This window comes from Selenomonas sp. oral taxon 136 (assembly GCF_001554015.1).
Taxonomy (GTDB): Bacteria; Bacillota; Negativicutes; order Selenomonadales; family Selenomonadaceae; genus Centipeda; species Centipeda felix.
In genome coordinates this window covers 842,501-868,733 of record NZ_CP014239.1, presented here as the reverse complement: position 1 = coordinate 868,733, position 26,233 = coordinate 842,501, and the positions used below count along the sequence as shown (strand labels likewise).

Here is a 26,233-nt window from a genome sequence, read left to right as displayed (position 1 = left end):
TACATCATGACAAGACTGGTACGGCTGAACGAGGTGCAGTACGCAGAGACGGAGCATCAAGTCGCAGGGCTGATGGCGCAGGGCTTCCATGAGGAGGATCTCGCTGCACCAACGGAGGAGACAATACCTGAGCCGAATCCTGCGCTGGAGAACCCCGAACCCGCCGATGGCAAGAAGGGCGGCAAATAATGCTCGCCGATGTACGGATGCTGATTAAGGCATCCGTTGGCTACGAGGTGCAGGATATTGACCTGCCCGTCCTATCGTACATCTACAGCGACGTTGAGCAGCACATCAAGAATGACTGCAACGTGGCAGAGATCCCCGAGGGCTTGCAGACGGTTCTGGATGAACTGACGGCAGGCAAATTTCTCGCCCTGCAAAAGGGCGTGATTCTCGCTGCGGACGGGCTTGACGTCGTAAAGTCCATCCGCGAAGGGGATACAACCGTTGAGATCGGCGGAACAACGCCCGAACAGCGGTATGATGCGCTCGTGCAGGTGCTCACAAGGGAGCGTGATCTCTCATGTTACCGAAAATTTCGCTGGTAAGACGCGCGGTAGAGCATCTCTATGATGGCAGAATGACCGTTGAGGAGGCGCGCAAGGAGAAGAATGCAAAGAACATCACCGCGCTCGTATGGAGTGCAGTCATTGAGGATGTACCCTGCCGTGTCAGCTATAAGACCATCGCTCCCGCGGGACGGTCGGACACGGTGGACAGCACCGCGCAGACGATCACGCTCTTTACCGCGCCTGATATTGACATCAAGCCCGGCAGCCGCGTGACCGTTGTGCAGCGCGGGCACACGATGCATTTTTCCTGCGCGGGCGTTCCTGCGGTCTACGAGTCGCATCAAGAGGTTCCGCTGACAAGGTGGGAGGAGCATCCGTAATGGCAAAGATCGACACAAGCGAGCTGAAAAAGTTCCAGGCACAGCTGCAGCAGATCGCGGCACCTGCAGAGCGGCAGCGGTTCTACGAGGACTGCCTCGGCGATCTTACAGCGCGTTTTCTGCGGAAGGTCATCAAGCGCACGCCCGTCGGGAAAACTGCTTATGAGCCGATGAGGGAAAAGGACGGAAGTCCCGCAACGCATCGGCGCGGAAAGCGCAAAGGCGAAGTGAAGCTCCGACGGCTCTCAGGCGGTGGGACACTGCGGCGCGGATGGTCGATGCTGCTCAAGGGCAAAATTCGCGTGCAGAGGATCGGCAATACCTATCGGGTTGAGCTCGTCAATAACACAGAATATGCCTCCTATGTTGAATACGGACATCGGCAGACACCGGGGCGGTATGTGCCCGCCCTCGGGAAGCGCCTTAAGGCGGCATGGGTGGAGGGTCAATTTCCAATGACACTCTCTGCCCGCGAGGTGGAGAGTACGGCACCTGCGATTCTGGCGCGAAAGATTCAGCGGTATTTCGAGGAGAGGATCCATGGGAAATGACATTGTGGACGGGATCGCCGTCCGTCTTGGCGAGCTGTTTCCCGATATTGAAGTGCATCGGGATGAAATCGGACAGGGGTTTGAAGAACCTTGCTTTTTCATTTTGCCGCTTCGCATGGCGCAGGAGGCAAAGCTCGGCAACCGCTATTATCGGCGACACAGCTTTGATGTGCATTATTTCCCACGCACGGAGGGCGCGTCCGAGGAGATGCAGGAGGTCATAGATATGCTTCTCATGGGGCTCGAATACATCCGTATGGGCGACGATCTTATCCGCGCAGCCCGCACGGAGGCAGAGATACATGACGGCGTGCTTCACTTCATGGCGGACTATGACGTGCTCGTCCTCTGTGAGCGTGAGAAAGTCCCGCCGATGGAGACGCTGACGCAGCGTCAGCGCGTGAAAGGATGATGAATATATGGACGAAGAGAAAGCAGTGCAGAAGGAGGCACGCTATACACGTGAGGCACTTGCGGCATCGGCGAAGTATCGCCCGTGCTGCGACGCGCTCATGATCCTCCTCGAGGAGGGGAAGGAATACACCTTCACCGAGGTCGATCAGATGGTGGAGGAGTTTAACGGCAGGACTGTCACTGAGGCGACGGTCGGAAAGGAGTGATTTTATGGCACTGGGCGGCGGTACTTGGCTGTTTCAAAACAAGAAACTGCCTGGGACGTATATCAATTTTGTGTCGCGTGTGCGCGCATCGACGGATATTGCAGATCGCGGCTATGCAACGATGCCGCTTGAGCTGGACTGGGGCCCCGTTGGCAGTGTGTTTGCCGTAACGGCAGAGGACTTTCAGGAGCGCAGCCTTTCGATCTTCGGCTATGCATATACCGCGCCGGAGCTCAAGTCCCTGCGTGATCTCTTCCTCAACCTCAAAACGGGGTACTTCTACCGCCTCGACAACGGCGCGGTGGCGGCATCCTGCGCACTGGCGAAGGCAAAGTATCCGGGCAAACGAGGGAATGACATCACGGTGTCTGTAGCGGCAAACGTTGACAACACGAGCGCATTTGACGTGACAACCTATATGATCGTTGACGGCTCGCCCGCAAAGGTGGGTGAGCAAAAGAACGTCAAGGCATGGGCGGATGTTGCGGATAACGACTATGTGACATGGACGCGTACGGGGAATCTCGAGGCGAAGGCGGGCGAGAAGCTGAAGGGCGGCACAAACGGTGCGGCGGTCACGGGGCTCCAATATCAGAGCTATCTTGACGCCATCGAGCCGTACTATTTCAACATCATGGGCTATGCAGGCTCGGACGCGACGATCCAGCAGCTTTTGATCCAGTTCACGAAGCGGATGCGCGAGGCGACGGGCGCGAAGTTCCAGCTCATCATCCACGGCCGTGAGAATGTCGACTATGAGGGCGTCATCTCGCTCAAAAACGCTGTGCGCGACGAGGGCGCACAGCCGGGCGCAGCGGTCTACTGGCTGACGGGCGCGGAGGCAAGCTGCGCGGTCAATGCATCGTGCACGAACAAGACCTATGACGGCGAGTACAAGATCAACACGAAGTACAGTCAGTCGGAGCTCGAACGTGCGATGGTCTCGGGCATGATGATGTTCCACAACGTCGCGGACTCGGTCTCGGGGGATGTGGTCGGCAAGACAAATGTTCTCAGCGACATCAACACATTTACGAGCTTCTCGAAAAAGAAGAACGCTGATTTCGCTCTGAATCAGGTCATCCGCGTCCTCGATCAGATCGCCATCGACGTGGCGCGTCTCTTTAATCGGACGTATCTCGGCAAGGAGCAGAACGATGAGGACGGGCGCACGGCACTCTGGGGCGACATTGTTGCATTGCACAAGGAGTATCAGCGTGTGCGTGCCATTCAGAACTTCGACCCGAAAGACGTGCCGATTCCGACACAGGGCGAGAAAAAGACGGACGTGCTCATGAACTACTCTGTGCAGCCGACGTGCTGTATGGAACGCCTCTATATGACCATCGAGGTAGCATAAGGAAAGGAGTGAAACACTATGGCACTAAGTGCGATCCGCACGATGCACGCGAAGGATGTCATCTCGGCAAAACTCGCATCTGCGTACGTGTCTGTTAAGGGAGAGCGGTTCCTGCTCTTTCAGGCAAAAAAACTCGAGGCAAAGCTCGAGAAGAAGAAAGAGGAGGTTGCCATCCTCGGGCGTATGGCAAAGGGGCACAAGGCGACGAGCGTCAACGGCACGGGGAGCATGACGATCTACAAGAACACGCCGCTCTTTGATCGGATGTTGCTCGAATTTAAGTCCACGGGCAAGGATACCTATTTTGACCTGCAGATCACAAACGAGGATCCGACCTCGGAGGCAGGGCGGCAGGTGACCATCCTCAAGGACTGCAACATTGACAGCGGCATTATTGCCGCATTTGACGCTGACGGCGAATGGCTCGAGCAGGACGTAGACTTTACCTTTGAGGACGTGGAGCAGCCGACGCAGTTCAAGATGCTCGACGGTATGCAGTAAAGGAGAAACAGAATGGAAAACATGACACTGACAGGATTTCTTTCCGAAAACGCGATCAAGCCCGCATGCGTGGAGTTCGTGGCATCGAAACGGTTCAAGGGCGCGAACGGCAAGCCAATCGCATGGCAGATCACGCCGATCTCCAACGACGAGAACAGGGCAATCGCTGACCGCAATCGCAAGAAGTCGTTCGTCCCCGGCACGCGTGAGACGCAGGTGCATCTCGATCAGGATCAGTACGTGAACGACCTCATCTGTGCGTGTGTGACCTATCCGAACCTCAACAGTGAGGAGCTGCAGAACTCCTACAATGCTGTCGGAGCTGGTGAGCTCGTACGGCTCATGCTGACGCCGGGCGAGTACAGTGACCTCTTTCAGGCGGTCATGCAGGCGAACAACTTTGAGGCGGGCATGGATGAGAAGATCAAAGCCGTAAAAAACTAATTAAGGAGGGCGAGTTCTATGCCAACATGGCATATTTCGCGCTCCTAAAGTTTCATATCCTGCCGCACGTTCTATTCTCCTTGCCGGAGAACGAGCGTGCCTTTGTCTATGCGGTAATTTCGCTCAAGATAAAGGCGGATAAGAAAGCGGCAGCAGAGGCAAGGCGAAAGATTTGACGTGGACGGGATTTTATCCTATAATAGGCATAGAAAAGGTGCTATCGTGTAAACGGTCAGCCCCATTGGTTGAACGAGAAAACCCGCCCGAACTTGTCAGGAGCAGGCGGGTTTTCTTATGCTTTGATGGCGACGAGGATAAACAGCGTTACAAGGAGCAACGCGAGTAAATCGTTGATCGTCATGGGCATCGCCCCCTTTCAGGGGCTCAGAATCGACCGCCTACCGTATCGATAGCACCTAAAGACATTATATCATATAGGACAGCGCGGTGCTGTCTTTTTGTTTGCAGGAAGCCGCTCTTTTTCGTCGAATTACTATAGTATCGACGAGAGGAGTGACGATGATGGGTAAGTTCTGTATCAATTGCGGCACTGAGGTGACGGGCAAGTTTTGCAGCAACTGTGGTCATCCAACGGAAGGCGAATCGGCGGCTGTTCCTGTCGTTCCGCAGGAGACGCTGAACGGTGTCTCGTTCGATCCTGTGCCGATATTTGCGGCGCATAAAGGGTTTACGGGAAGAATGACAATTGCAATCGAAATAGGCACGCTCACGAATGCAAAACCTAAAGAGATCGCCTCTTTCGTTGATGCTCATTACAAGGACTCAGATTTTATGAAGAGGGTTGCAGAATATCAAGAACCTACGGAGGCTTCTCCGGAAGAAGAAACCCCTCCGTTGACTTGTCCTGCCTGCAAATCGACAAATATTGAAATTGAACGGAAGGGGTATGGTTTTGGAAAGGGGATTGCGGGTGTGGTTCTTTTTGGTCCGTTAGGTGCTCTGGCTGGCGGGATTGGATATAAGGATGTGAAATGCCTTTGCCGCCATTGCGGGAACAGATTTACCCCCAAAATTCCTAAAAAGAAGTAGTAGGAAAGAAAACCGCTTCGCACAAACGAGGCGGTTTTTATATATAGATTCTGTGGTTAGGCAGAAATTTCGCGTAGAAATTTTTGGGTAGTTTAGAAGGGGCAATCTTTATCGGGAGCAAAGACTGATGTAGGAGAAGAGCCTTTATTGGATAAGTCGTCACCTAGATATTCGTCAATAAATGTAGAAACCCCAAGTGATGGATTGGTAAGGATGAAGTATAAATCATCTAACTGCTTGATTGAGTCCTTATTTGCTATATATGAGAACTTATCATTATGGAGAATAAACAAGGCAATGTCTATATCGTTTGTTGGTGATAAGATTTTTGCAACTAAATATCCACCATCCTTATAGGAGGCAAAAAAAGAATCGGATATCAGAAAACTATAGTTATCATATTGAGAAAAACTATCTAGATGGAATATATCTGCATAGAGAGAAAAACCATGAAAGCCATTGTCTGTAGTGTACTCATTTCTTGCTAGAACAAAAGGTTCCCATTCGAGTTTGTTGTTTTTTGTGTCATCAATTAACTTGTTTACTAGCAAAGTGAGCTTAGAAACGCCCTGTGAATCTAAAAGAAGTTCATCTAAAGTCACATTGAATAGCTTTACCAATGCGTTGAGAATCTTTGTGTCGCTAGGAGTTCCCTTTCCAGATTCATAATAACTGATAGTTCTCTGTGTTACTCCAAGCTCTTTTGCAAGGTCACTTTGAGTCAAATTATGTTTTTTTCGCAGTGATCTTAGAGTACTAGCGAACGACATATACATCACCTCTCTACCATGTATTATAACTACCAGAAGAAAAAAATCAAACGCAAAATAAATACACTATTGACATAAAAAGAATCATAGTGTATTTTATACATAGAAAAGAGGTGAGAAAAATGAAAATCATAAGACCGAATGTCCGATTGAGCCTCAGACTTGGCGGGCTTGCAAAAGCTCACAGTGCTATGAATGGGATTTCAACGGCGGAGTATGTCGGAAATTTAGTGTATGACGACTTGAAAAAGCGTTATCCGCAGTGGATGGAAGACGTGCCGAGAGAGGAGGCGTATTTGCCTCTGAACACAAAAAAATAGAGTGAGTTTGCTTTTGAACGAGACAACTCACTCTATATGTTCACAACCTCGAAAGGATTGCATAATCATTATAGCATCCTTTCGAGGAAAATGGAAGGAGAATTGCATAATGGCAAACGAAGTACAGATTTTTGAGAATGTCGAGTTCGGCAAGGTGCGGACTGTTATTGTGAAGGATGAACCGTATTTTGTTGGGAAGGACGTTGCGGAGATTCTGGGATATAAAGACACTGTGAACGCACTGAAAGCCCACGTCGACGAGGAAGATAAGACGGGGTGGCAAATCACCACCCCGTCTCGCGGAACACAGACGGCAACCATCATCAACGAATCGGGGCTTTACTCGCTCATTCTCTCCTCGAAACTTCCTGCCGTGAAGAAGTTCAAGCGTTGGGTCACATCGGAAGTGCTACCTTCCATCCGCAAGACGGGCAGCTACACTGCGAAACACGCGAAGCCCGATGATGCGATGCAGTCCAAGCGGCTTGAAGTTATGGAACGCAATGCCCGCACCCGCGCAGCAAACCTGCTTCTCAAGATTGCCGAGCGCACGAACATTCCCGAATACAAAGCCGTGTGCAACGCGAAAGCTGCCGAGATGGTTACAGGTGAGCTGATTCTTCCGTTGCCCGTTGCAGAGCACAAGACCTATTCCGCGACGGAAATCGGTGCGATGTTCGGCGTGTCGGCAAACAAGATCGGCAAAGTCGCCAACAAGCACAACCTCAAGACTGACGCGTACGGCAAGCTGTTCTACAGCAAGTCGGAGCACAGCGTCAAGGAGGTCGAGACGTGGCGGTACTACGAGAGTGTTATTCCTGTGTTTGAAAAGATTTTTGGACGGGAGGCGGCGTAGTTATGACGACCTCAGAACTGCTTGGGCATCAGTTTCTTCCAGATGATAACACAATGTCAGAGATTTACGGTCTGATTGATGAGAAACGCCCGATTGATGTTTGGGAGATGATGCGCAGCTATACGCTCGGCGTCATCATGGGCAAGCGCATGGAACGCGCCCGCCGCAAGCGCAATCAGCAGTAAACAATAACTTCATCATGAACCCGCTCAATCTGGGCGGGTTTTTTGATGCACACATTTTGAAAGGAGGGGTTCTGTGGCAACAATCAAGCAAATGTTTGAACTGATCGACGGTGTGTCACCCGTGCTGAATAAGATTGACCGTACGGTGGATAAGACCATCGGCAAATTCGACCGTGCGGCAAAAGCCGCCTCGGGCATGGAGACGGCGGCAGAGGTCGGCGCGAACGGTGTGCGGATGGGCGCGGAGCGTGCGGCATCCCCGATTCACTTGCTCGGCGGACTCGTCGACGGATTGGGGCAAAAGATACGCAGTGTCGGTGACGGTTCATTCAGCAAGATCAAATCGGGACTATCGGGTATGGTCGGACAATTCGCGCTTGCGACGGTTGCAGCGAGTGCCTTTATGTCTGCACTCAGCTACATATCGGGACTTCCTGATCGGCTTGTACGTGCGAGCGACGCATACGCAGGCATACAAGCACGTCTGCGCATGGTGGCGGGCGGAGCCCAGCAAGCGGCAGAACTCAATGATCTCATCTACGCATCGGCGCAGCGGGCACGCGGCAGCTATGAGGAGATGGCAGATTCTGTCTCGAAGATCGCCATGACGGCGAAGAAGGCATTCCCCGATGCGCATGATGTTGTTCCATTCATGGAGGGGATCCAGAAGCTATTTGTCATCGGCGGCACGGGGGTAGAGCAGCAGAAAGACGCCATGCTGCAGCTGACGCAGGCACTCGGCTCAGGTAAGCTGCAGGGCGACGAATTCCGCTCTATCGCGGAAGCCGCGCCGCTCATTGAGCAGATGGTCGCGAAGTACATGCAGATTGACCCTGGACAGCTAAAGGCAATCTCGAGCGAGGGGAAGATCACCGCTGACATCCTAAAGAATTCAATCCTCACGAACCTCGACCTCATCAATGACCAGTTCGGCGCAATGGGGCGCACGTGGGAACAGAATATGCGGGTCATAAGGAATGCAGGGCTTCGTGCTTTTACACCTGTACTGGTAGAGATCAATCGTCTTGCCAATACAGAGGGGGCGCAGCGGCTCGCTAACGCCGTTGTCTGGTGGCTTGGCGTTGCAGCGGCGGCAATCTTCGGCATCATCAATAATATCGAATGGCTCGGCAATGTGATTTATCAAGTCGGTGCGTATATTGGCTCGTGGCTCGGCGCAGGCTTCATGATTGCGTACCAGTCTTTCGAGGCATTCATTGATTTCGCGATAGCGGGGCTTGCTGTCTATGCGGGGTACTGGATAGCAACAAATGTATTGATTGATTCCTATGTTCTCTCGCAGCTCGCGGCTACGGCGGCACAGTGGGCACTCCACGCGGCAAGCACGGCGTATGCTGCCGTTTTGGCAATCATCAATCTACGCACTACGCTTGCCACTGCGGCTACCGCTGCGTGGGCATTTGTGACGGAGGGATTAAGCGCCGCGTGGCGTGTCCTGAACATCATCATGTATATGAACCCGATCGGGCTCGTCATAGGGCTTGTACTCGTTGCGATTGGCGTTTTCGCTGCGTGGGTCATGCATACATACGGGCTACGAAATGCACTCGCGAGCGCATTCAGCGCGATGGCAGGGATTGTTGCAAACGCCGTGAACTTTATGATTGACCGCATCAACAATCTGATTCAGCTGATCAACAAGGCGGCAGAGGGCATCAACGGGCTCTTTGGCACAAATATCGGTGCCGTCGGAGAGATTGAGTACCGCGCCGATCCGGGGCAATGGAGTAAAGATGCAGGGGATTTTGTGCAGAACTTTGACATCCATAACTATATTCCCTGGATTTCCGATGGGCTGACGCCTGACGCCTCGGGATATACCCCTGCGGGCGGCACACCGTTTGACCCGACGGGCGACATCGGCAAAGCGGGCAAGGAGACGGCAGACAATACGGGCGCCATCAAGGACGCTATGGAGATCACGGAGGAGGATCTGAAATACTTGCGCGAGGCAGCAGAGCAGGAGGCGATCAATAAGTATACGACGGCGACGGTGCAGATCGACATGGGCGGCGTGAGCAACAATATCGCGAGCGGCGTTGATGTGGACGGCATGATGACCTATATGAATGACAGCCTCATTCAGGCGATGGCGGCGGGCGCGGAGGGGGTGCATCCGACATGAGCTATTACTTTTTCGTCGGTGACACGATGCTCCCCGTGCCGCCCGCAAAGATGTCCATCAAGATCAAGGGGAAGAACAAGACCATCAACCTCATCAACGAGGGCGAGGTCAACATCATCAAAAAAACCGGGCTGACGGAGATCGCCTTTGATGCGCGTCTGCCGAACCGTCCCTATCCGTATGCGGATTACGACACATCACTCACGGACTCCCTTGCAGGGATGCTCTTCGGAAGCAGTTTTAGTTTCAAAAAGGCGTCGCATTTCCTCTCGGCGTTCAAAAAAGCGAAGGAAACGCAGTATCCGATGCAGCTCATTATCTGCCGCATGTCGGGGGCGTTTTCCATGCTCTTTGACACGAATATGCTTGTGACGCTTGAGGACTACAGCATCAACGAGGACGCAAAGGACGGGCTCGATGTGACGTGCCCACTAAAATTCAAGCAATACCGCCCCTACGGGACGAAAGAGTGCGAGGTGACGAAGGATGAGAACGGCGTTGAACATTTGACGGTGAAGGAGACGCGCCCTGCCATCGGGCGGACGATTCCGACGGCGTACAAAGTGCGCAATGAAAAATCCATCTGGGAGGTTGCAAAGGGGATATCGAACGGCGGTATCGACTGGCGCGACATCATGAGTAGCAATGGGATCTCGAATCCTGTTGCGGGGCTTCCTGCAGGGGCGGTGATGCACATTGGCTGATTTTGTCTCGGGAGACAAGCCGTCTCTCGGTGCTGCTACTCCCAAAAATGACAAACAGCTCCAGCTCATCATCCACAATAAGGAGACAGATAAGTATTACTGGCCTGCGGTGCTCGATGATGTGTGCTGGGAGACGTGCTGGAAGGGACAGCCGGGGAAACTCACGTTCAAGGTCGTTAAGGACGAGGCACTCGATTTCCATGAGGGCGACGTTGTGCAGGCGAACTATGGCGGCGTGAATTTCTTCCACGGCTATGTATTCGCGCAGAAGCACAGCAAGGACAACGTGATTGATGTGACTGCCTACGACCAGATGCGCTATCTCAAAAACAAGGACACCTATAATTTCGTCAACCTAACGGCGGGCAAGGAGATCAAGCGCATCGCGGAGGACTTTCAGCTGGCCGTTGGCGAGCTGGCCGATACAGGCTACACCATTCCGAAATTTCGCGGGGCGAACAAGACGCTCATGGACATCATGCAGTCGCTTCTTGACATGACTACGGAGAACACGGGGCGGCTCTATGTGCTCTATGACGATTTTGGCAAACTCACCGTCAAGGACTTGGAGACGATGAAGATTGACCTCCTGATCGACGCGGAGACGGCCGAGGATTTCGCGTATGAGACGTCGATTGACAAGGACACGTACAACCGCATCAAGCTCTACTATGATAACAAAGACACGGGCAAGCGCGACGTGTGGATGGCGGTTAACAGCGCGGATATCAAGCGCTGGGGCGTGCTGCAGCTGACCGAATCTGTGAATCCGCAGAAGGCGATGAACTTTGGGCAGATGGCAGATACAAAGCTCAAGATGTACGACCGCGTGAAGCGTACGCTCACAATCAAGAACGCGTTCGGTGATCTGCGTGTGCGCGGCGGCTCGATGCTCTACATCAGTCTGCGGCTCGGCGATCAGACGCTGACAAAGCGCATCATCGTCGAGAACGTGAAACACACGCTGACGCAGGGTCATCACACGATGGACTTGACCGTGAAGGGAGATGTGATTACGGGATGAGCGCACAGCTGTTACAGACGATGCAACGGCTTGTCCAGCAGACGCAGGGGAGCAGCGACCTCTCGGATTGGTGCCTCGGTGAGGTGATCGGCGTCGCACCGCTGACGATCCGCATTGAGGGCAAGGACGAAGTGACGGAGGAATTTCTCGAGCTGACCGACGCCGTGCGCGACTACGATGTGGACATATCCGTCAGCCACACGACGGAAAACCGCGCAGGAGGCGGCGGTTTTGCGGAGTTCGCGAGTCATAACCACGATTACAAGGGGCGCAAGAAAATCACCGTGTACAACGGCCTGCATGTCGGTGAGACGGTGATTCTCCTGCGGCAGTCGGGAGGGCAGAGCTTTGTTGTCCTTTCGCGCAACCGCGACCATACGAATCTTTCGGGACAATGGGGGTGATACGATGGCACTGCTACCTGATACGAGTACGTCAAGCCTCGGCGAGACACTCGCGGGCGCTGATTTGCAGCCGAACACGACGTATCGGATGCAGATCGAAGAGGAGCGGATTCAAGGCGCACTCACGGAACGACTCGCGGCGGTCGAACAGGCGGCGTATAAAATCCTCAATACGGAGCGATATGAATACGTCATCTATAGCTGGAACTACGGTGTGGAGCTCGCTGAGCTATTCGGCAAGCCAATCCCGTATGTCCTCTCGGAGATTCCGCGCCGCATCCGTGAGGCACTGGTGCAGGATGACCGCATCAATGATGTGACGGATTTTGACATCCGCTATGTGCGCAGTAATGAGCAGGGGCGGCGCGGTGATGTGCTCGCACGTTTTAGGGTGCGGAGCATCTACGGGGACATCGCCATGGAGAAGGGGGTGAGCATCTAATGTATGAAAAAGAGACACAAGAGGCAATCCTTGCGCGGATGCTGAAAAACGTCCCACGCGACGTGGATAAGCGTGAGGGGAGCATTATCTTTGACGCGGCGGCACCTGCATCGATTGAGTTCATGCTGCTCTATGCGGAGTTGGATTATTTCCTGAAGAACACCTTCGGCGATACAGCAGAACGGATATATCTCATCCAGCGTGCCCGCGAGCGCGGACTAAAGCCGAAGGGGGCGACATCTGCCGTCGTAAAGGGAAAGTTTACCCCGCCGACGCTGAATATCCCGCTCGGTACGCGTTACTCCTGCGGAGCGGTGAACTACGCCGTGACGGAGAAACTGACGAGCGGAGAATACCTGCTGACCTGTGAGACGGTCGGAACAGAAGGGAATCTTCCTGCGGGACGGCTTGTGCCGATTGACTACGTTGAGGGATTGCAGACGGCAGATCTTGTTGAGATTACGATTCCGGACGAGCCCGAGGAGGAGACGGAGCATTTCCGCGCGCGTTATCTGGCGAGCTTTGACAGTCAGGCATACGGCGGAAATATCGCCGACTATCGGCTCAAGGTGAACGCGATCCACGGTGTTGGCGGCGTGAAGGTCTACCCCGTATGGAAGGGTGGCGGGACGGTACGCATCACATTCATGACGAGCGATTTCAAGCCGCCGACGGCAGAACTCGTGCAAAAGGTACAGACGGCGATTGACCCCGAACGCAATCACGGGGATGGCATCGGCATCGCACCGATTGGGCACACAGTCACGGTCGAGGGAGCGAGGAATGCAGCGGTGCGCATCGGTTTGCACCTGTCCTTTGCACTCGGCACCGCATATCCGACGCACCAGAGGCAGGTGGAGGAGACAATAGATACGTATTTTGCGGAACTCAACAAAGGCTGGCAGGCGACGCAGCGGGCAGAGATTAACAACGTGAGCAACAGCGGCATCACGATCCGCATCTCTCAGATCGAGAGCCGCATCCTTGCGATCTCCGGCATCGAGGACATCCAGCACACGACGCTGAACGGGCATGAGGAGAATCTGACGCTCGGACTTGATGAGCTGGCAGTACGGGGGGCGGTGCAGAATGGATAAGATTGTGCGAGATGTACGCGTTGAGCGCTATTATCCGTCCGTTGTCGCACCGTCTGACGAGTTTAAGACGCTCGCCGGCATCGAGAACCCCGAGTATAAAGTGCTGTGGGAACATCTGTGGCGGCGCTTTGCGAATACATTTGTCTATGAGATCGACGAAGTCGGCGCCGCACGCTGGGAGGACGTGCTGCGCATGATTCGCGGCGACAATCTCCCCCTTGAGACGCGGAGGCAACGAATCCTCGCCCGAATCAATGCGATGACGCCGTATAGTATACGCGCCTTTCGCTCTATGCTGGATGCGATGTTTGGCGCGGGCGTTGCCCTGCCGAGCGAGGTGTTCGCAAAGTACGAGCTGTGGCTTGACATCGCACGCGCACACATCTTCCGCGCGAACGAGGCGAGGCGCTTTGCCCGCGTCATCGTACCTGCGAATCTCACGGTCAATATCTCGAGTATGGTAGCTGTTACGGAGAATTTGTACTTTGCGGGCTATGTGGCGCGCAAAAAGATCACCGTCATCGATTCCGGCGGGGATATTTCCTACAACGTGCCCGGTGCACAGTTGGGATTTGCAGGGATGGTCAAACGGACCAAACACATTGTGATAAGGAGTGAATGATATGGCACAATTCCCAATTCTGCGTTTGACACGCGCAGGGCAGGATTTGGTTGGTATGAGTCAAGGTGGAGGAAAACTCATCTTTGTCCGTGCTGAGCTCGGCGATGGGCAGCTTGGAGAGGCGGAATCCGTTGAGATGCTGCATGCGTTGAAGCACCGCGTTATGCAGTTGCCCCTGCAAGGGTATCTGAATGAGGGCAACGGCAAGGCACGTCTGCGCTTCGTGGTCGACAACAGTGCGCTCACGTCTGGTTTTTTCAACCGTGAGGTCGGGATTGTCGCGAAAATCGAGGGCGGTGAGGAAAAACTCTACGCATACACGAACGCCGGGAATTATGCTGACTATATCCCGAGCAAGGACACGCCGATCGACAGCGAGATCATTGACCTGCATATCGTCATTGGCAACGCTACGCACGTCACCATCGAGACGCAAAACGGCGCATATGCCACAAGAATCGAATTCGACGATCATCGTACCGCCCCCGAACTCGACCATCCGGAGAAATCCGTGCATAAAAAGCACCTGCATCAGGACGCATACGAATCCCCTGCACTCACGGGCACACCTACTGCACCGACGGCGGGGCGTGGGACAAATAACGGACAGATCGCAAGCACCGCCTTTGTCGCACAGGCAATCGCCGCGCTCGTGAACTCTGCACCGGGAGCTCTTGACACCTTGCAGGAACTCGCTGCGGCGCTTGGTAATGATGCAAACTTTGCGGCGACAGTGACAAATGCGCTGGCGGGTAAGGTCAGCAAGTCCGGCGATACGATTACGGGTGCGCTCAAGTTCGATGAAAACGAGAACACCGAAATGAGTATCTTCCCCGCGCACTATTATCACAGATTGTTTGATGGGAGTACTACATATGTACATGCATATGACACCCTCCCGCCTCCACGCAAAAAAACCATGTATGAAATCCGCGTCGCAGACGGGGAAGGCGGTTTTATCGGGCATCTATTTACGCCAGAGGGGCTGCACTCGAATCTCAAAGGGAAAGCAGATTATGCAGGAAATGCAGACCATCTTGGCGGGCAATCCCTACAATGGATCGTCGATCAGATCAATGCCGCAAAAACAGGGATTGTTGCAGGAAATCTTGAGCAAAATGGCTGGGTCAAGTTTGCCAATGGGTTAATCGTTCAGTAGGGGATGGGCTCGGAACAGACATCGGAGGATGCTCAGACTGTAATTTTCCCAATTACGTTTTCAAGAGGATGTTTTTCTCTAATTACTGGAACGATACTTTCGGCGTCTGGAAGCCATAATGATTCTATGTGGCAGGTAGCAACAGTGGAGAGAGAAAGAGCTGTGCTTTTCCATCAATATTTTTCCCCCGGTGATGTTGGAAGAACGAAGCCTACATATATCGCAATTGGTGTGTGAAATCGGATATAGAAAGGAAGGACATATGAAAACGGAATATCTTGCTAAATTTAATTCCTCTGGGTGTCGTGAGACAACAGTCGTCAGCGGTGTGCACTACACGACCGACGAAGAGCGTCAGGCGTACATTGACGATGGGTACATCCCCATCTCCGATGAAGACTACCAGCACTACATTGGTAATCGAGGGATGGGCGACAACGGTACGGGCTACCTCCGCGACCCAAAGACAGGAAAGCCAGTCTCCGCTCCTCCGGCTCCGCCTGTGCAGGCAACAGAAGAGCCAACGGCAAACGTACCCGAAACAGAGCTTGCCGTCATGGAGGGCATGGTAGATATGCAGAGCCGCATCGCGGCTCTTGAGGCAGAACTCGCAAAACTCAAAGGAGGAAAATAACAATGGCAGCAACAATCTATAGCTACATCGTCGTCGCTTATGGCGTCCTCGTGCAGGGAGGAAAATTTGCACTGTCCCCGGAGGACAACCCGAAGAACCTGCGCGTTGTACCGGAGACGTATCGCGAGAAGGTCGCAGAGTGGATCGTTGAGCACCCCGTAGGATGATGAGAAGCGCAGAATAGCCGTCATAACGCGTGGCGGCTTTTTCTGTGCACGGAAAGGAGATGCAACTTGCTAGAATATATCATGCCCGTCCTTGACCGCCTTGTGGACGGATGGGCGGAAAAACTCGGCGTATCACTTGTCGTTACCATCGCCTACGAAGATCACGCACAGATCTTCGCGGTGTTCTTTGTGCTCGTGTGCGCTGATCTCGTGACAAAATGGCTTTCCCTCTCGCGTCAACATCTCGTTGACACGGGGGCAGATGAGCCGTCCCTCTGGCATGCAATCTGGAACATGAAGGCGGCACGTCGTGCAGGGTATATCAAAAGTGACATCATGCGGAAGCGTTTTGTCCCGAAGATACTGACCTACTTCGGCGTCGTCAGCGCGGCGGCGGTACTTGACTTTATCCTTCTCAAAGCACACGCACCCGCCTTTGCCACGACGCTTGTCATCGGGTATCTATCACTGACAGAGTTTATCTCCATCCTCGAAAACATGCAGACGGCGGGCATCAAGGAAGCAGGAGAGCTCGTTGACATGGCGCGTCGTCGGGAAGGCATCGGAAAAGGAGGAGACAAATGAGAGTATTTTTGAATCCCGGGCATGACCTTGAGCATGACAGCGGAGCCGTGAGCCCCGTGACGGGACTGCGTGAGTGCGACGTCGCGGCGGCAGTCGGGGAGCTTGTCAAAGGCTACCTCGAAGCCGTCGGCTACGAAGTTCGCATGTGGCAGAGCGATAACCTTAACTGGGACAGCGACTACGCAGATCGGCAGGACTGCTCCGTGTGCGACTGTGCCAATCAGTGGCCGGCGGACATTTTCATTTCCATCCACTGCAACAGTGCGGGCAGTACAAGCGCACAGGGCACGGAGACACTCGTGCACAACATGGGCGGACGTGCTGAGCGTCTCGCCGACTGTATCCAGCGGCAGATTGTAGACAGCCTCGGCACCGTTGACCGTGGACTCAAAGAGCGTCCAGAACTCACCGTCCTCCATGCAACGGACATGCCCGCCGTCCTCGTGGAGCTTGCCTTTATCAGTAATGCGGAGGATGAGGAGCTGCTGAGAGACAGGCAGGACGATTTCGCCCGCGCCATTGCACGTGGGGTGACGGATTACGCATAGTGCGCAGAGGAGGTGCAAAACATGCTCGAACGAGTCAAACAGACGGTTACAACGCACAAAACAGGCCTGCTGGTGATCCTGTGTCTCCTGATCGTCGGGCTTGCGTATGCCGTTGGCAGATACTCCGCAGCGGAGCAGACGGCGACGGAAAAGCCCGCCCTCATGACGCAGGAGCAGACGCAGGACGTAAAGGAACTGAAAAACCGCCTAGACATATCCACGGCGAACGCCAACGCGCTCGAAAAGCGCATCACGACGATACAAGCGGGGCAGCGTGCGCCGACAACGATGTACTACGTTACCGCCCCTACAGTGGAGCGGGCGGCACAGGTGGTAGAGCGGCAGATACGCACGGATGATGCGGCACTACCTATGGCAGCGCGGGAGAATTCCGACCGCACCGTCGTCACGCCGATTACTAAGGATGTGGACGGAAAAGACCTGCCAGCAGATCAGCAGAAGGTTGATGTGTATAAGATCAACCTGCGCAAAGATCACCGCATCAAGGCGGGGGCAACGATGATTGACGGCAAGGCACTCATGTCCGTTGGCTACGAGCAAGGGCGATTTGAAGCCCTTGCGCATTTCGACGGCGGCAAGTACAAGGGCGCGACGGTCATGTATAACGTCGCGGAGTGGTGACGTTATAAAAGAATAAAGGGGACAGCGTTTCGTGCGCCGTCCCCTTTTTCTTGTCTACAATTTGTCTACAAAACACCATGATTCGCCTTTCTGTATAGCTATTTCGTCTTTGTGTAAAAAATACTGTGTTATTCTTGTAAAGCCCCGTCGTTATTGTGGTTATCGGTTCGCTCTATGATTTGTTATATCGCCTCCTTGCGTGAACGTTTCTTCTTAAGGAGAAGTAAAGGAAGGGATAAGCTAATTTACACAGCCATTTGTGGAGCGAGCGGCATATCACTGCATTTTATACCTCCTGGATGAGGCCCAATGTTATTGCTTCTGCTTCGGCATCGGGTGCACCAACTATGAATGCCGTCAGGGTTCGTCGTCGTTTCTCTTTTTTCTGTGAATCCAAAGGCATCCTTGGGATAGAAAATGTGCTCCCCTACTTTGCTGTTTGTAGAACAACTGGGACAGGATTTATAGTCTCCAATGACTTGAGACTCATTTAACGGTTTTTTACAATGTCTACATAGCATACAAATCTACCTCCGATCCTAAATAATCACGCTCTTTCGATATTAATAGAATACCATGCTCTCACATCCAGTTCAAGAAACAATTAATTTTTATAATTGTGTCACTCTGATTATCCAAGTTACCCATGCTATCACTGTGGATGAACGGCGTTTGTATGTGTTTTCACTCTTGAGATTGTAAAGATGAGAACGGTGCATAATGTTCATAATTTCTTGAATGGTTGGAGTCACGCCCCAATCCATATAACGAATAAATACTTTCCTAAAGACTTCGTGTTGTAAGATTGCTGTGCAAAAAGCCAAGTGACGTTGTTTGTAATTTGAATTTATGATTTTTTTACCCTTTGCAGTTAAGTAAAATAGAGATGGCAGACCGTCGCTACAACGCTTATCAACAAGTCCAAGATATCTTGCGGCGTTGGTATAATAATCTGCTTGCCGCAAATCGAAAGCATACTCCTCTGTAATTTGCTCGCATGATAATTCGTGTGTGTCAAGTATTTCACATAGGTTGATGACACGATCAAAGTTATTTGCCTGTGGAAACGGTATATGCGGCTCCGGTACTATTTGCACCTTGGTTGCAATTTCCTGTATTTCGGAAAGTTGAATGTTTGTATCTTCGAATGAATAGCTTTTGTGTTTGATAAGCTCCAAGGAATTATAATAGGTCGGATTTTGGAACTGATATTTATACAGATGGTATATTCCGTTGGAATACACGAAAAAGATTGGATGAACAGGCTTGCTGATACGGCTGTGCCAAATGCGATAGGGATAATATAGCTGACGTATCAGAAAGTCTTCTGCCAAGTCCATCTTTGCTTCAATGATGGATAAACTATGAATACCCTCAAATGCTGCATCAATTTCGACTTGTGCGTTTGCTACAGTAAGTTGGTTGACGGCATCACTGCTTGTATTTTGTATTCCAAATGAGAACTCTCCAGAACCCATGCGTCCCGATACGGTAGCGATGAGATCTTCATCTTCTAAGAAATCTGCAAGTATGCCGGAGGCGAGTGCACAATTTATTGCAATTGCCTCGCTTGAAATATGAGAGGCATCAAGACTTTGTATATGAGCTGGCAGGGATGCCTTTGTTATCATACGATCGAGTGTTTGAAATGGTTGATAGGCTTCCATATGAGCGATGATGTATTCACCGCGTGATATCGGTAAAATCGCCAGATTGTTGTCCGTGAATATCTGTGGCAAATTGATCTTATGGTCTATTTTTGCCATAAGTCTAGGTTCACGGAAAGTTCTCATCTGAGCAGCTGAAACGATAAAAGAACCGTTCTTCTCGATATGCGAAAGAACTTCGTATTCTTGAAACAAGGATTCCCATGCACGGTCATTTTGTTTACCGGTAGTGTTACTCATAATTTCTTATCACCACTTCATCAACGTGACCTCGCTTAGAGGCGTTGGAGTTTATTGCACGCTTTGCACGAACGGGAGTGATGTCGTAAGCGGCGTATTGTTCACGGATGAACTTTGTTGCTGAGTTGGAGAGCATAAATTTAATTTTGCGTCGGGTTAGTTCGTCACAGCATTCTCTCAGGCGAATCTGCTCCGTACGATCAAATCCACTTCTTGTATATCCTGTGAAGTTAGCGGTATCAGAGACTGGATCGTATGGGGGGTCTAAATAAACAAAGGTTCCCTTAGGTACAGTAGACAGGACTTCGGCATAGTCTATATTGGTGAAGGTTAACTGTGCACTTTGGAAATAGTTGCTGACGGCTCTTAATGTAGGCGCACTTACAATGGTTGGCTTTTTGTAATGACCGTATGGCGCGTTAAATTCCCCGGCATTATTTACACGAAAAAGTCCATTATAACAGGTCTTGTTCAAATAGATGATACGAGCGGCACGTTGCACACTGGAACGTTGGAGGTAGGTTTCACTATTCCTGTCCCAATCTCTGACAGAGTAAAAGTATTTCTCCTCGTTTTTGTGTTCGCTCAATGCGGTAATAAGTGCGTCTACATCATCTCGGATCACTTCGTAGATATTAATAAGCTCTGCATTTATATCGTTGATATAAGCAATTTTAGGTTGCAATGAGAACAAAACAGCACCGCCGCCCACGAATGGTTCACAATAGGAGGTGATTCTCTTAGGGAACAGCGGGGTTAGATCGTTTATGAGTTGACGCTTGCCACCGACCCATTTTACAATAGGGGCTACAAGGACGTTTTTCCGCATAAGAATACGCTCTCTTTCTATCAAATTTTCTTACAGAGTTATCCTAGCATATTGCCATAAAGAGTTCAATGAGAAAAGAAGTATGTGTTATGTTCTGTTCCTTTTGAAGAAGAATACACGGATGCAATTTGACAAGAGGCTTTTTTTTCGCGTATGATGGAGACTGTTTTTATAGGAAAGGGTGATACTATGGATTTTCTCAATTCGGCCGTGGGGACGATCAATGACTTTTTGTGGACTTATATCATCATCGTCGTCCTCGTTGGCTGCGGGCTGTGGTTCACACTCTCGACGAAGCTCGTCCAGCTGTGTGCGCTGCCCGAGATGGTGCGCCTCCTCACGGGGGATCTCGGTCGCCGCCCGAGCGGGCGCAAGGCAATCTCGTCGTTTCAGGCGTTCTGCGTCAGTACGGCGTCGCGCGTCGGCGTCGGCAATATCGCAGGCGTTGCCATCGCCATTGTGACGGGCGGCCCCGGCGCGGTGTTCTGGATGTGGGCGATTGCCTTTGTCGGGACGGCGACGGGGTTCGTAGAGAGCACGCTCGCGCAGATCTATAAGATTCCGCGCGGCCACGGGCTCTTTCACGGCGGCCCTGCCTACTACATCCAGAATGCACTCGGTCAGCCCGCCGTGGCGAAGCTCTTTGCCGTGCTGATCTCCGTGACGTTCGGCCTGATCTACGTCTCGGTACAGGCGAATACGATTGCGCTGTCGGTGGAGAAGGCGTTCGGCGTGGAGACGTGGATCATGGGCATCGCCCTCTCGGTGCTGGCGGCGCTCGTGATCTTTGGAGGTCTCAGCCGCATCGCGACGTTTACGACGTTCCTCGTGCCGATCATGGCGGGGCTGTATCTCCTCATCGCGCTCATCATTGTCGTCATGCACATCGATGCCGTGCCGGGGATGTTTGCCCTCATTCTGCACGATGCGTTCAGCCCGCAGGCGGCGGTCGGCGGCGGCATCGGCACGGTGATCCTCACGGGAATCCGCCGCGGTCTGTTCTCGAATGAGGCGGGCGAAGGCTCGATCCCGAATGCGGCGGCGACGGCGAGCGTGACCCATCCTGTTAAGCAGGGACTAGTGCAGGCGTTCGGTGTCTACGTCGATACGTGGATTGTCTGCTCGGCGACGGCGTTCATCGTGCTCCTCACGGGGCAGTATACGGTCGGCGGTGACGTGAGTGGCATCGCACTTGCACAGGATTCGCTCGCGAGCGTCTTCGGCACGTGGGCTTCGTCGCTTCTCTCGATTCTGATCTTCCTCTTTGCGTTCAGCTCGGTCGTCGGCAACTACTACTACGGCGAGATCAACATCCACTTTTTCGGTGCGAATGTAAAGACGGCGCTCAATCTCTATCGCGCCGCCGTGGTCGCGATGGTGTTCTTCGGCTGCGTCGCTGCGTTCCAGCTCGTCTGGAACCTCGCGGATCTCTTCATGGCGATGATCTGCCTCACGAACCTCTACGCGATTACGCGGCTCGCGCCCTATGCGCGGATGGCACTGCGGGACTATTTCGCGCAGAAGGCGGCAGGGAAGAATCCAATTTTTGATCCGGCCATTCTCCCCAATCAGCGCGGTGTGATGGCATGGAACGAGGATGAGTTCCGCGCACAGAAATACGAATAAAATATTTGGGGGAGCGCTCTGCGAAGCGAAAACTTCGTGCGGCAGTTCCTCCTTCTTTTTTCTATGAAAGTCTTTACTTTTGATGCGTGCTTTCGTAGAATAGAGAGCAAGAACAATACGCGCGTGAGCGCAGGATCGAGACGGGGGATGGTTTTATGCTGAAAAAGGCAATCGCGGTCGTCACGTCGGGGGGAGACAGCCCCGGCATGAATGCGGCGGCACGCGCTGTGGTGCGTACGGCGCTCTATGAGGGCGTCGATGTCTACGGTGTGCACAACGGATACAGCGGTATGGTGCACGATGATATTGAGCAGCTCACATCGCGCAGCGTCAGCGATCTCATCCAGCGCGGCGGCACATTCCTCGGCACGGCGCGCAGCAAGACGTTCATGACGCCCGAGGGGCGCAAGACGGCCTACGAGAATCTCCGCAAACGCAACATCGAGGGACTTGTGATCATCGGCGGCGACGGCTCGCTGACGGGCGGCTCACTCCTCAGCAAGGAGACGGGAATGCCGATCGTCGGGCTGCCGGGCACGATCGATAACGATGTCTGGGGCATGGACTATACGATTGGCTGCGATACGGCGTGCAATACGATCGTCGATGCGATCAATAAGCTGCGCGATACGGCGTCGGCACATCGCCGCATCATCATCGTCGAGGTCATGGGACGTCACTCGGGTTGGCTGGCAATGATGTCGGGCATCGCGGGCGGTGCGGAGTATATCCTCGTACCGGAGGTTGCATTCGATCTCGAGGAGATCAGTCTTGAGCTGAAGGAGATGTACGAGAGCGGCAAGCGCTACAGCATCATCGTCGTTGCAGAGGGCGCGGGCTCGGGCGTTGAAATCGGCAAGATCATCGGCGAAAAGACGCAGATCGATACGCGCGTCTCGGTGCTCGGACACATTCAGCGCGGCGGCTCGCCGACGGTGGAGGACCGCATCAAGGCGTCGATGCTCGGTGAGAAGGCGGCACTCGCGATCATTTCGGGAGTAACCGACGTGGTCTACAGCTTTAACGAGGGGCAGGTCGTGGGGGTCAACCTCTTCGAGGCGGTCAATAACAGCAAGACACTCGATCCAGAGCTCGTGCGGCTCTCGCGCGTGCTGGCATAATGATGCTTTTGAGGGGCTGCGGTGCCCATGTGCCGCAGTCCTTTATTTTCCTCTTGACAAGATTCCGTAAACCATGTAGACTACCCTATGTTGTTATCCCATAAATGAATAGCTTCTCATGTGAGAGCACTGTGGAGAGTTGTCCGAGTGGTTGAAGGAGCACGCCTGGAAAGCGTGTGTGCGGTGATACCGTACCGAGAGTTCGAATCTCTCACTCTCCGCCATTTTTATTGATTTTTCTCAGGGCGGGCTGCAGTGCCTTGGTCTCGCGCAATGGAGCCCTGTGAACCCCGTCAGGTCCGGAAGGAAGCAGCGGTAAGCGGATCGTTTCATGTGCCGCGAGGGTGCCTGGGAACTGCGGTCTGCCGTGGGAGAAATCGGAACAGCGCAGCCCGTGTGGGCTGTTTTTTGTTTGTCAAAAAGGAGGTGCGCGATGGCATACGTTGCACTCTATCGGCGGTGGCGGCCGGAGAGTTTTGCCGATCTTGTGGGGCAGGAGCATATCAGCCGCACGCTTTCCCGTGCGGTGACGAGCGGGCAGACCAGCCACGCCTACCTCTTTACAGGGCCACGTGGCACGGGCAAGACGAGCACGGCAAAGATCCTCGCGCGCGCACTGAACTGCGCCGAGGGGCCGACGCTCACGCCGTGCGGCATCTGTGACTCCTGCCGCAGCATCAGCGACGGCTCGTCGATGGATGTCTTTGAGATCGACGCAGCGTCCAACCGCGGCATCGACGAGATCCGCGATCTGCGCGAGTCGGTGAAGTTCGCTCCGACGGAGGGGCATTATAAGATCTACATCATCGACGAAGTGCACATGCTCACGACGGAGGCGTTCAACGCTCTTCTCAAAACGTTGGAGGAGCCGCCCGAACGTGTGATCTTCATCCTCGCGACGACGGAGCCGCACAAAGTGCCCGCGACGATTCAGTCGCGCTGCCAGCGCTATGACTTTCACCGCATTACGGTGACGGAGATCCGCGACCGTCTCATCTATGTCTGTAAGGAATCGGACATTGCGGCGGAGGAGGATGCGCTCGGTATCATCGCTGAGCAGGCGGACGGCGGGATGCGCGACGCACTCTCGATTCTCGACCAGTGTATGGCACTCACGGAGGGGACGCTGACGGCGGAGCGCGTGCAGGAGACGTTGGGGCTTGTCGGGCGTGCGTGGATTCGGCACATGGCGGGAGAGATCGCTGCGCGCGATGCGGCGGCACTGATCGCACAGCTCAGTGAGCTCCTGCAGAGCGGGCGCGAGTTGAAGCAGGTGCTCGCCGAGCTCGCGCAGTACTTCCGCCGGCTGATGATCGCGGGCGTCGGCGGCGCGGTCAGCGCAGCGGAGCTCTGCGCGGGCGATGCGGAGGAGCTGCGCATGGACGCGGCTCAGTTCACGCAGGAGGAGATCATGTCGATTCTGCGTCGTCTCAATGAGACGATGCAGGAGCTGCGTACCTCGCCGCAGCCGCGCATTGCGGTGGAGACGCTGCTGATCGGCCTCTGCCATACGGAGGGGGCTGCTCCTTCGGGAGAATCGACTGCGCCCCCTACGGGCGGCGCGGATGCTGCGCGGATCGCGCGGCTCGAGGCACAGGTCGAGGAGCTGGCGGCGCGCCTTGCCACAGGTGTCACGCCTGTATCCGCCTCCGCTTCTGCCACAGCGAATGCTGTACCTTCGCTGCACCCACATGCAGCGAAGGCGGACGGCGCAGCAGCCAAAACTGCGCCGAAGAAAGCGATATCGTCTGCCGCAAAAGAAGTGGCGGACGGTGCGCCGCGTCAGCTCGACATGAAGGTCTGGCAGAGCTTTCAGGTGCGGCTCAAGGAGCGGAATCGGCTCGCGGCATCGCTTCTTTCGGGGGCAGCATACGAGGGGATGACGGAGACACATTTTTTCATCCGTCCATCCTCGGATATGGCGCGTGACTATATCAAGAAACGCCATCGTGCCGTGTTTGATGAGGTGATGACGGAACTCGCGGGACGCCCGCTCGCCGTCGTCTGTACGGGTGGCGAGGAGGATGTCCCGCCACCTCCGCCCCCAAAAGAGCCGGACTATCCTGCGCCTGTGGCGGCGCTGCTCGAAGTCGCAGGCGAGGAGGCTCGTGTGGAGGAAGTGACGGCGCCGCCGCGTGCGGCGCAGAAGAAACCTGCCACGCCCCCGCAGGAGAGCGCAGCGGAAGAGGGTGACTACGAGCCGTATGAGCCGACGCCCGATGAGGAAGCTGAGATGTTTGATGATGAGCTTCCACCCGATACGCAGGCTTGACGTTGCGGACGGATTTTGCTAGGCTAGGGAAGCAATAGAAGAATTCACGCCATAGGATATAAGATAAAGGAGAGATACTATGTTTAACGGCGGCGGAAATATGGCCGGCATGATGAAGAAAGTCCAGAAAATGCAGGCGGACATGAAGAAGATGCAGGACGAGCTGCGCAAGAAAACGGTCGAGGTCTCCTCAGGCGGCGGCGCGGTAAAGGTCGTCATGGATGGCGAGAAGCAGGTACAGAGCCTTATTATCGCTCCCGCGGCGGTTGATCCTGAGGACATCGAGATGCTGCAGGATCTCATCTCGGCGGCGTTCAACGAGGCAACGAAAAAGGTGGACGACATGATGGCGCAGGAGATGGGCAAACTGACGAGCGGCCTCGGCCTGCCGCCCGGACTGCTCTAATATGCAGCAGATCGCACCCCTCGCGCAGCTCATCGAGCAGCTGCGCACCCTCCCCGGCATCGGGGCAAAGACGGCGACGCGGCTCGCCTACCATATCCTGGACATGGATATGGAGCGAGCGCATCGTCTTGCCGCTGCCATTACGGGGGCGAAGGAGAAGATCGGCTTTTGTTCCGTCTGCTTCAACCTCACGGACAGTGACCCGTGCGCCATCTGCATGGCGGAAAAACGCGACCACACGACGATCTGTGTCGTCGAGCAGCCGCAGGATGTTGCGGCGATGGAGCGCATGAACGACTATGACGGCGTGTACCACGTCCTGCATGGCGCACTCTCCCCGCTCGAA

At 53.9% G+C, this 26,233-nt stretch carries 35 protein-coding genes, 1 tRNA gene and 1 other RNA gene (1 of these 37 only partly in view); 34 read left to right on the top strand and 3 right to left on the bottom strand.

Annotated features, from left to right (window positions below; all coding sequences use genetic code 11):
* The first annotated feature begins 6 nt into the window (after positions 1-6).
* The 11 genes from AXE86_RS04060 (at position 7) to AXE86_RS04015 (ending at position 5,421) form a co-directional block, all read left to right on the top strand.
* Complete coding sequence (locus AXE86_RS04060) at positions 7-189, top strand: hypothetical protein (RefSeq protein WP_061944970.1); 183 nt, start codon at positions 7-9, stop codon at positions 187-189.
* On the top strand, positions 189-551 hold the full coding sequence (locus AXE86_RS04055) for a hypothetical protein (protein WP_061944968.1): 363 nt from the start codon (positions 189-191) through the stop codon (positions 549-551). The genes AXE86_RS04060 and AXE86_RS04055 overlap by 1 nt, the downstream gene beginning before the upstream one ends.
* Positions 552-583: 32 nt before the next feature.
* Positions 584-895, top strand: a complete 312-nt coding sequence (locus AXE86_RS04050; protein WP_061944965.1) for a hypothetical protein — start codon at positions 584-586, stop codon at positions 893-895.
* Entirely contained in the window at positions 895-1,446 is a 552-nt protein-coding gene (locus AXE86_RS04045) for an HK97 gp10 family phage protein (RefSeq protein WP_061944962.1), read from the top strand. The genes AXE86_RS04050 and AXE86_RS04045 overlap by 1 nt, the downstream gene beginning before the upstream one ends.
* Positions 1,436-1,858, top strand: a complete 423-nt coding sequence (locus AXE86_RS04040) for a phage tail terminator family protein (protein ID WP_061944959.1) — start codon at positions 1,436-1,438, stop codon at positions 1,856-1,858. Before AXE86_RS04045 ends, AXE86_RS04040 begins: the two co-directional genes overlap by 11 nt.
* 7 nt (positions 1,859-1,865) lie before the next feature.
* Positions 1,866-2,066, top strand: a complete 201-nt coding sequence (locus AXE86_RS04035; RefSeq protein WP_061944956.1) for a hypothetical protein — start codon at positions 1,866-1,868, stop codon at positions 2,064-2,066.
* 4 nt (positions 2,067-2,070) lie between these two features.
* Positions 2,071-3,426, top strand: coding sequence for a phage tail sheath C-terminal domain-containing protein (locus AXE86_RS04030; protein WP_061944953.1), 1,356 nt, complete (start codon positions 2,071-2,073; stop codon positions 3,424-3,426).
* Between the two features lie 18 nt (positions 3,427-3,444).
* Positions 3,445-3,927 carry a phage tail tube protein gene (locus AXE86_RS04025; protein WP_157064404.1) on the top strand — a complete coding sequence of 161 codons (483 nt, stop codon included), beginning with the start codon at positions 3,445-3,447 and terminating at the stop codon, positions 3,925-3,927.
* Positions 3,928-3,939: 12 nt separating this feature from the next.
* Positions 3,940-4,371 carry a phage tail assembly chaperone gene (locus AXE86_RS04020; RefSeq protein WP_061944950.1) on the top strand — a complete coding sequence of 144 codons (432 nt, stop codon included), beginning with the start codon at positions 3,940-3,942 and terminating at the stop codon, positions 4,369-4,371.
* Between the two features lie 26 nt (positions 4,372-4,397).
* Positions 4,398-4,547 (top strand): hypothetical protein, encoded by a 150-nt coding sequence (locus AXE86_RS12605; protein WP_157064403.1) that lies wholly within the window; start codon positions 4,398-4,400, stop codon positions 4,545-4,547.
* Between the two features lie 343 nt (positions 4,548-4,890).
* The gene (locus tag AXE86_RS04015; protein ID WP_157064402.1) at positions 4,891-5,421 is read left to right on the top strand and encodes a zinc ribbon domain-containing protein; all 531 of its coding nucleotides are present in this window, start codon (positions 4,891-4,893) and stop codon (positions 5,419-5,421) included.
* A gap of 92 nt (positions 5,422-5,513) precedes the next feature.
* On the opposite strand, the gene AXE86_RS04010 is transcribed toward AXE86_RS04015, so the two are convergent.
* Complete coding sequence (locus AXE86_RS04010) at positions 5,514-6,191, bottom strand: helix-turn-helix transcriptional regulator (protein WP_071884678.1); 678 nt, start codon at positions 6,189-6,191, stop codon at positions 5,514-5,516.
* A 429-nt stretch (positions 6,192-6,620) separates the two neighbouring features.
* Between AXE86_RS04010 and AXE86_RS04000 the strand changes: the two genes are divergently transcribed.
* The 16 genes from AXE86_RS04000 to AXE86_RS03935 all read left to right on the top strand — a co-directional run bounded on the left by AXE86_RS04000 (position 6,621) and on the right by AXE86_RS03935 (position 17,726).
* A complete protein-coding gene (locus tag AXE86_RS04000; protein ID WP_061944941.1) occupies positions 6,621-7,367 on the top strand; it encodes a BRO-N domain-containing protein in 747 nt (248 codons plus the stop codon).
* Between the two features lie 2 nt (positions 7,368-7,369).
* The gene (locus AXE86_RS03995) at positions 7,370-7,552 is read left to right on the top strand and encodes a hypothetical protein (protein WP_061944931.1); all 183 of its coding nucleotides are present in this window, start codon (positions 7,370-7,372) and stop codon (positions 7,550-7,552) included.
* A gap of 73 nt (positions 7,553-7,625) precedes the next feature.
* Positions 7,626-9,698 (top strand): tape measure protein, encoded by a 2,073-nt coding sequence (locus AXE86_RS03990; RefSeq protein ID WP_157064401.1) that lies wholly within the window; start codon positions 7,626-7,628, stop codon positions 9,696-9,698.
* Positions 9,695-10,402, top strand: coding sequence for a hypothetical protein (locus AXE86_RS03985; RefSeq protein ID WP_061944924.1), 708 nt, complete (start codon positions 9,695-9,697; stop codon positions 10,400-10,402). The genes AXE86_RS03990 and AXE86_RS03985 overlap by 4 nt, the downstream gene beginning before the upstream one ends.
* A complete protein-coding gene (locus AXE86_RS03980) occupies positions 10,395-11,426 on the top strand; it encodes an XkdQ/YqbQ family protein (RefSeq protein ID WP_232294921.1) in 1,032 nt (343 codons plus the stop codon). Before AXE86_RS03985 ends, AXE86_RS03980 begins: the two co-directional genes overlap by 8 nt.
* Positions 11,423-11,830 (top strand): DUF2577 domain-containing protein, encoded by a 408-nt coding sequence (locus AXE86_RS03975; protein WP_061944921.1) that lies wholly within the window; start codon positions 11,423-11,425, stop codon positions 11,828-11,830. Before AXE86_RS03980 ends, AXE86_RS03975 begins: the two co-directional genes overlap by 4 nt.
* 4 nt (positions 11,831-11,834) lie before the next feature.
* Positions 11,835-12,272 carry a DUF2634 domain-containing protein gene (locus AXE86_RS03970; protein WP_061944920.1) on the top strand — a complete coding sequence of 146 codons (438 nt, stop codon included), beginning with the start codon at positions 11,835-11,837 and terminating at the stop codon, positions 12,270-12,272.
* Positions 12,272-13,369 carry a baseplate J/gp47 family protein gene (locus tag AXE86_RS03965; protein WP_061944917.1) on the top strand — a complete coding sequence of 366 codons (1,098 nt, stop codon included), beginning with the start codon at positions 12,272-12,274 and terminating at the stop codon, positions 13,367-13,369. The genes AXE86_RS03970 and AXE86_RS03965 overlap by 1 nt, the downstream gene beginning before the upstream one ends.
* The gene (locus tag AXE86_RS03960) at positions 13,362-13,991 is read left to right on the top strand and encodes a putative phage tail protein (RefSeq protein WP_061944915.1); all 630 of its coding nucleotides are present in this window, start codon (positions 13,362-13,364) and stop codon (positions 13,989-13,991) included. The genes AXE86_RS03965 and AXE86_RS03960 overlap by 8 nt, the downstream gene beginning before the upstream one ends.
* Position 13,992: 1 nt before the next feature.
* Positions 13,993-15,150, top strand: a complete 1,158-nt coding sequence (locus tag AXE86_RS12860) for a hypothetical protein (protein ID WP_061944913.1) — start codon at positions 13,993-13,995, stop codon at positions 15,148-15,150.
* 3 nt (positions 15,151-15,153) lie between these two features.
* Positions 15,154-15,387, top strand: a complete 234-nt coding sequence (locus AXE86_RS13555) for a gp53-like domain-containing protein (RefSeq protein ID WP_442983643.1) — start codon at positions 15,154-15,156, stop codon at positions 15,385-15,387.
* Between the two features lie 25 nt (positions 15,388-15,412).
* On the top strand, positions 15,413-15,784 hold the full coding sequence (locus AXE86_RS03950) for a hypothetical protein (RefSeq protein WP_061944910.1): 372 nt from the start codon (positions 15,413-15,415) through the stop codon (positions 15,782-15,784).
* 2 nt (positions 15,785-15,786) lie between these two features.
* A complete protein-coding gene (locus tag AXE86_RS12600; protein WP_157064400.1) occupies positions 15,787-15,951 on the top strand; it encodes a CD1375 family protein in 165 nt (54 codons plus the stop codon).
* 66 nt (positions 15,952-16,017) lie between these two features.
* The gene (locus tag AXE86_RS03945) at positions 16,018-16,536 is read left to right on the top strand and encodes a phage holin family protein (RefSeq protein WP_232294920.1); all 519 of its coding nucleotides are present in this window, start codon (positions 16,018-16,020) and stop codon (positions 16,534-16,536) included.
* Positions 16,533-17,084 (top strand): N-acetylmuramoyl-L-alanine amidase family protein, encoded by a 552-nt coding sequence (locus tag AXE86_RS03940; RefSeq protein WP_061944907.1) that lies wholly within the window; start codon positions 16,533-16,535, stop codon positions 17,082-17,084. Before AXE86_RS03945 ends, AXE86_RS03940 begins: the two co-directional genes overlap by 4 nt.
* 21 nt (positions 17,085-17,105) lie before the next feature.
* Positions 17,106-17,726 carry a glycoprotease gene (locus AXE86_RS03935; protein ID WP_157064399.1) on the top strand — a complete coding sequence of 207 codons (621 nt, stop codon included), beginning with the start codon at positions 17,106-17,108 and terminating at the stop codon, positions 17,724-17,726.
* Positions 17,727-18,337: 611 nt separating this feature from the next.
* Here the strand turns inward: AXE86_RS03935 and AXE86_RS03930 are convergent.
* Both AXE86_RS03930 and AXE86_RS03925 read right to left on the bottom strand, forming a co-directional pair.
* Positions 18,338-19,633, bottom strand: a complete 1,296-nt coding sequence (locus AXE86_RS03930) for a type II restriction enzyme (RefSeq protein WP_198145286.1) — start codon at positions 19,631-19,633, stop codon at positions 18,338-18,340.
* The gene (locus AXE86_RS03925) at positions 19,626-20,462 is read right to left on the bottom strand and encodes a DNA adenine methylase (RefSeq protein WP_061944901.1); all 837 of its coding nucleotides are present in this window, start codon (positions 20,460-20,462) and stop codon (positions 19,626-19,628) included. Before AXE86_RS03925 ends, AXE86_RS03930 begins: the two co-directional genes overlap by 8 nt.
* Before the next feature lie 189 nt (positions 20,463-20,651).
* Between AXE86_RS03925 and AXE86_RS03920 the strand changes: the two genes are divergently transcribed.
* From AXE86_RS03920 to recR, 7 genes are all read left to right on the top strand, one after another.
* Complete coding sequence (locus AXE86_RS03920) at positions 20,652-22,088, top strand: alanine/glycine:cation symporter family protein (RefSeq protein WP_061944898.1); 1,437 nt, start codon at positions 20,652-20,654, stop codon at positions 22,086-22,088.
* Between the two features lie 155 nt (positions 22,089-22,243).
* Positions 22,244-23,209, top strand: coding sequence for a 6-phosphofructokinase (pfkA, locus tag AXE86_RS03915; RefSeq protein ID WP_009753197.1), 966 nt, complete (start codon positions 22,244-22,246; stop codon positions 23,207-23,209).
* Between the two features lie 133 nt (positions 23,210-23,342).
* Positions 23,343-23,433: transfer RNA gene (locus AXE86_RS03910), tRNA-Ser, on the top strand.
* A gap of 33 nt (positions 23,434-23,466) precedes the next feature.
* Positions 23,467-23,566, top strand: an RNA gene (gene ffs, locus AXE86_RS13550) — signal recognition particle sRNA small type.
* A 76-nt stretch (positions 23,567-23,642) separates the two neighbouring features.
* Positions 23,643-25,481 carry a DNA polymerase III subunit gamma/tau gene (gene dnaX, locus AXE86_RS03900; protein WP_061944895.1) on the top strand — a complete coding sequence of 613 codons (1,839 nt, stop codon included), beginning with the start codon at positions 23,643-23,645 and terminating at the stop codon, positions 25,479-25,481.
* 79 nt (positions 25,482-25,560) lie between these two features.
* On the top strand, positions 25,561-25,887 hold the full coding sequence (locus AXE86_RS03895; protein ID WP_006690478.1) for a YbaB/EbfC family nucleoid-associated protein: 327 nt from the start codon (positions 25,561-25,563) through the stop codon (positions 25,885-25,887).
* A 1-nt stretch (position 25,888) separates the two neighbouring features.
* On the top strand, positions 25,889-26,233 hold the 5' portion of the coding sequence (recR, locus tag AXE86_RS03890; RefSeq protein WP_009753195.1) for a recombination mediator RecR. 252 nt of this gene lie beyond the right edge of the window; 345 of the gene's 597 nt are visible here — the first part of the coding sequence; the start codon lies at positions 25,889-25,891; its stop codon lies beyond the right edge, outside the window.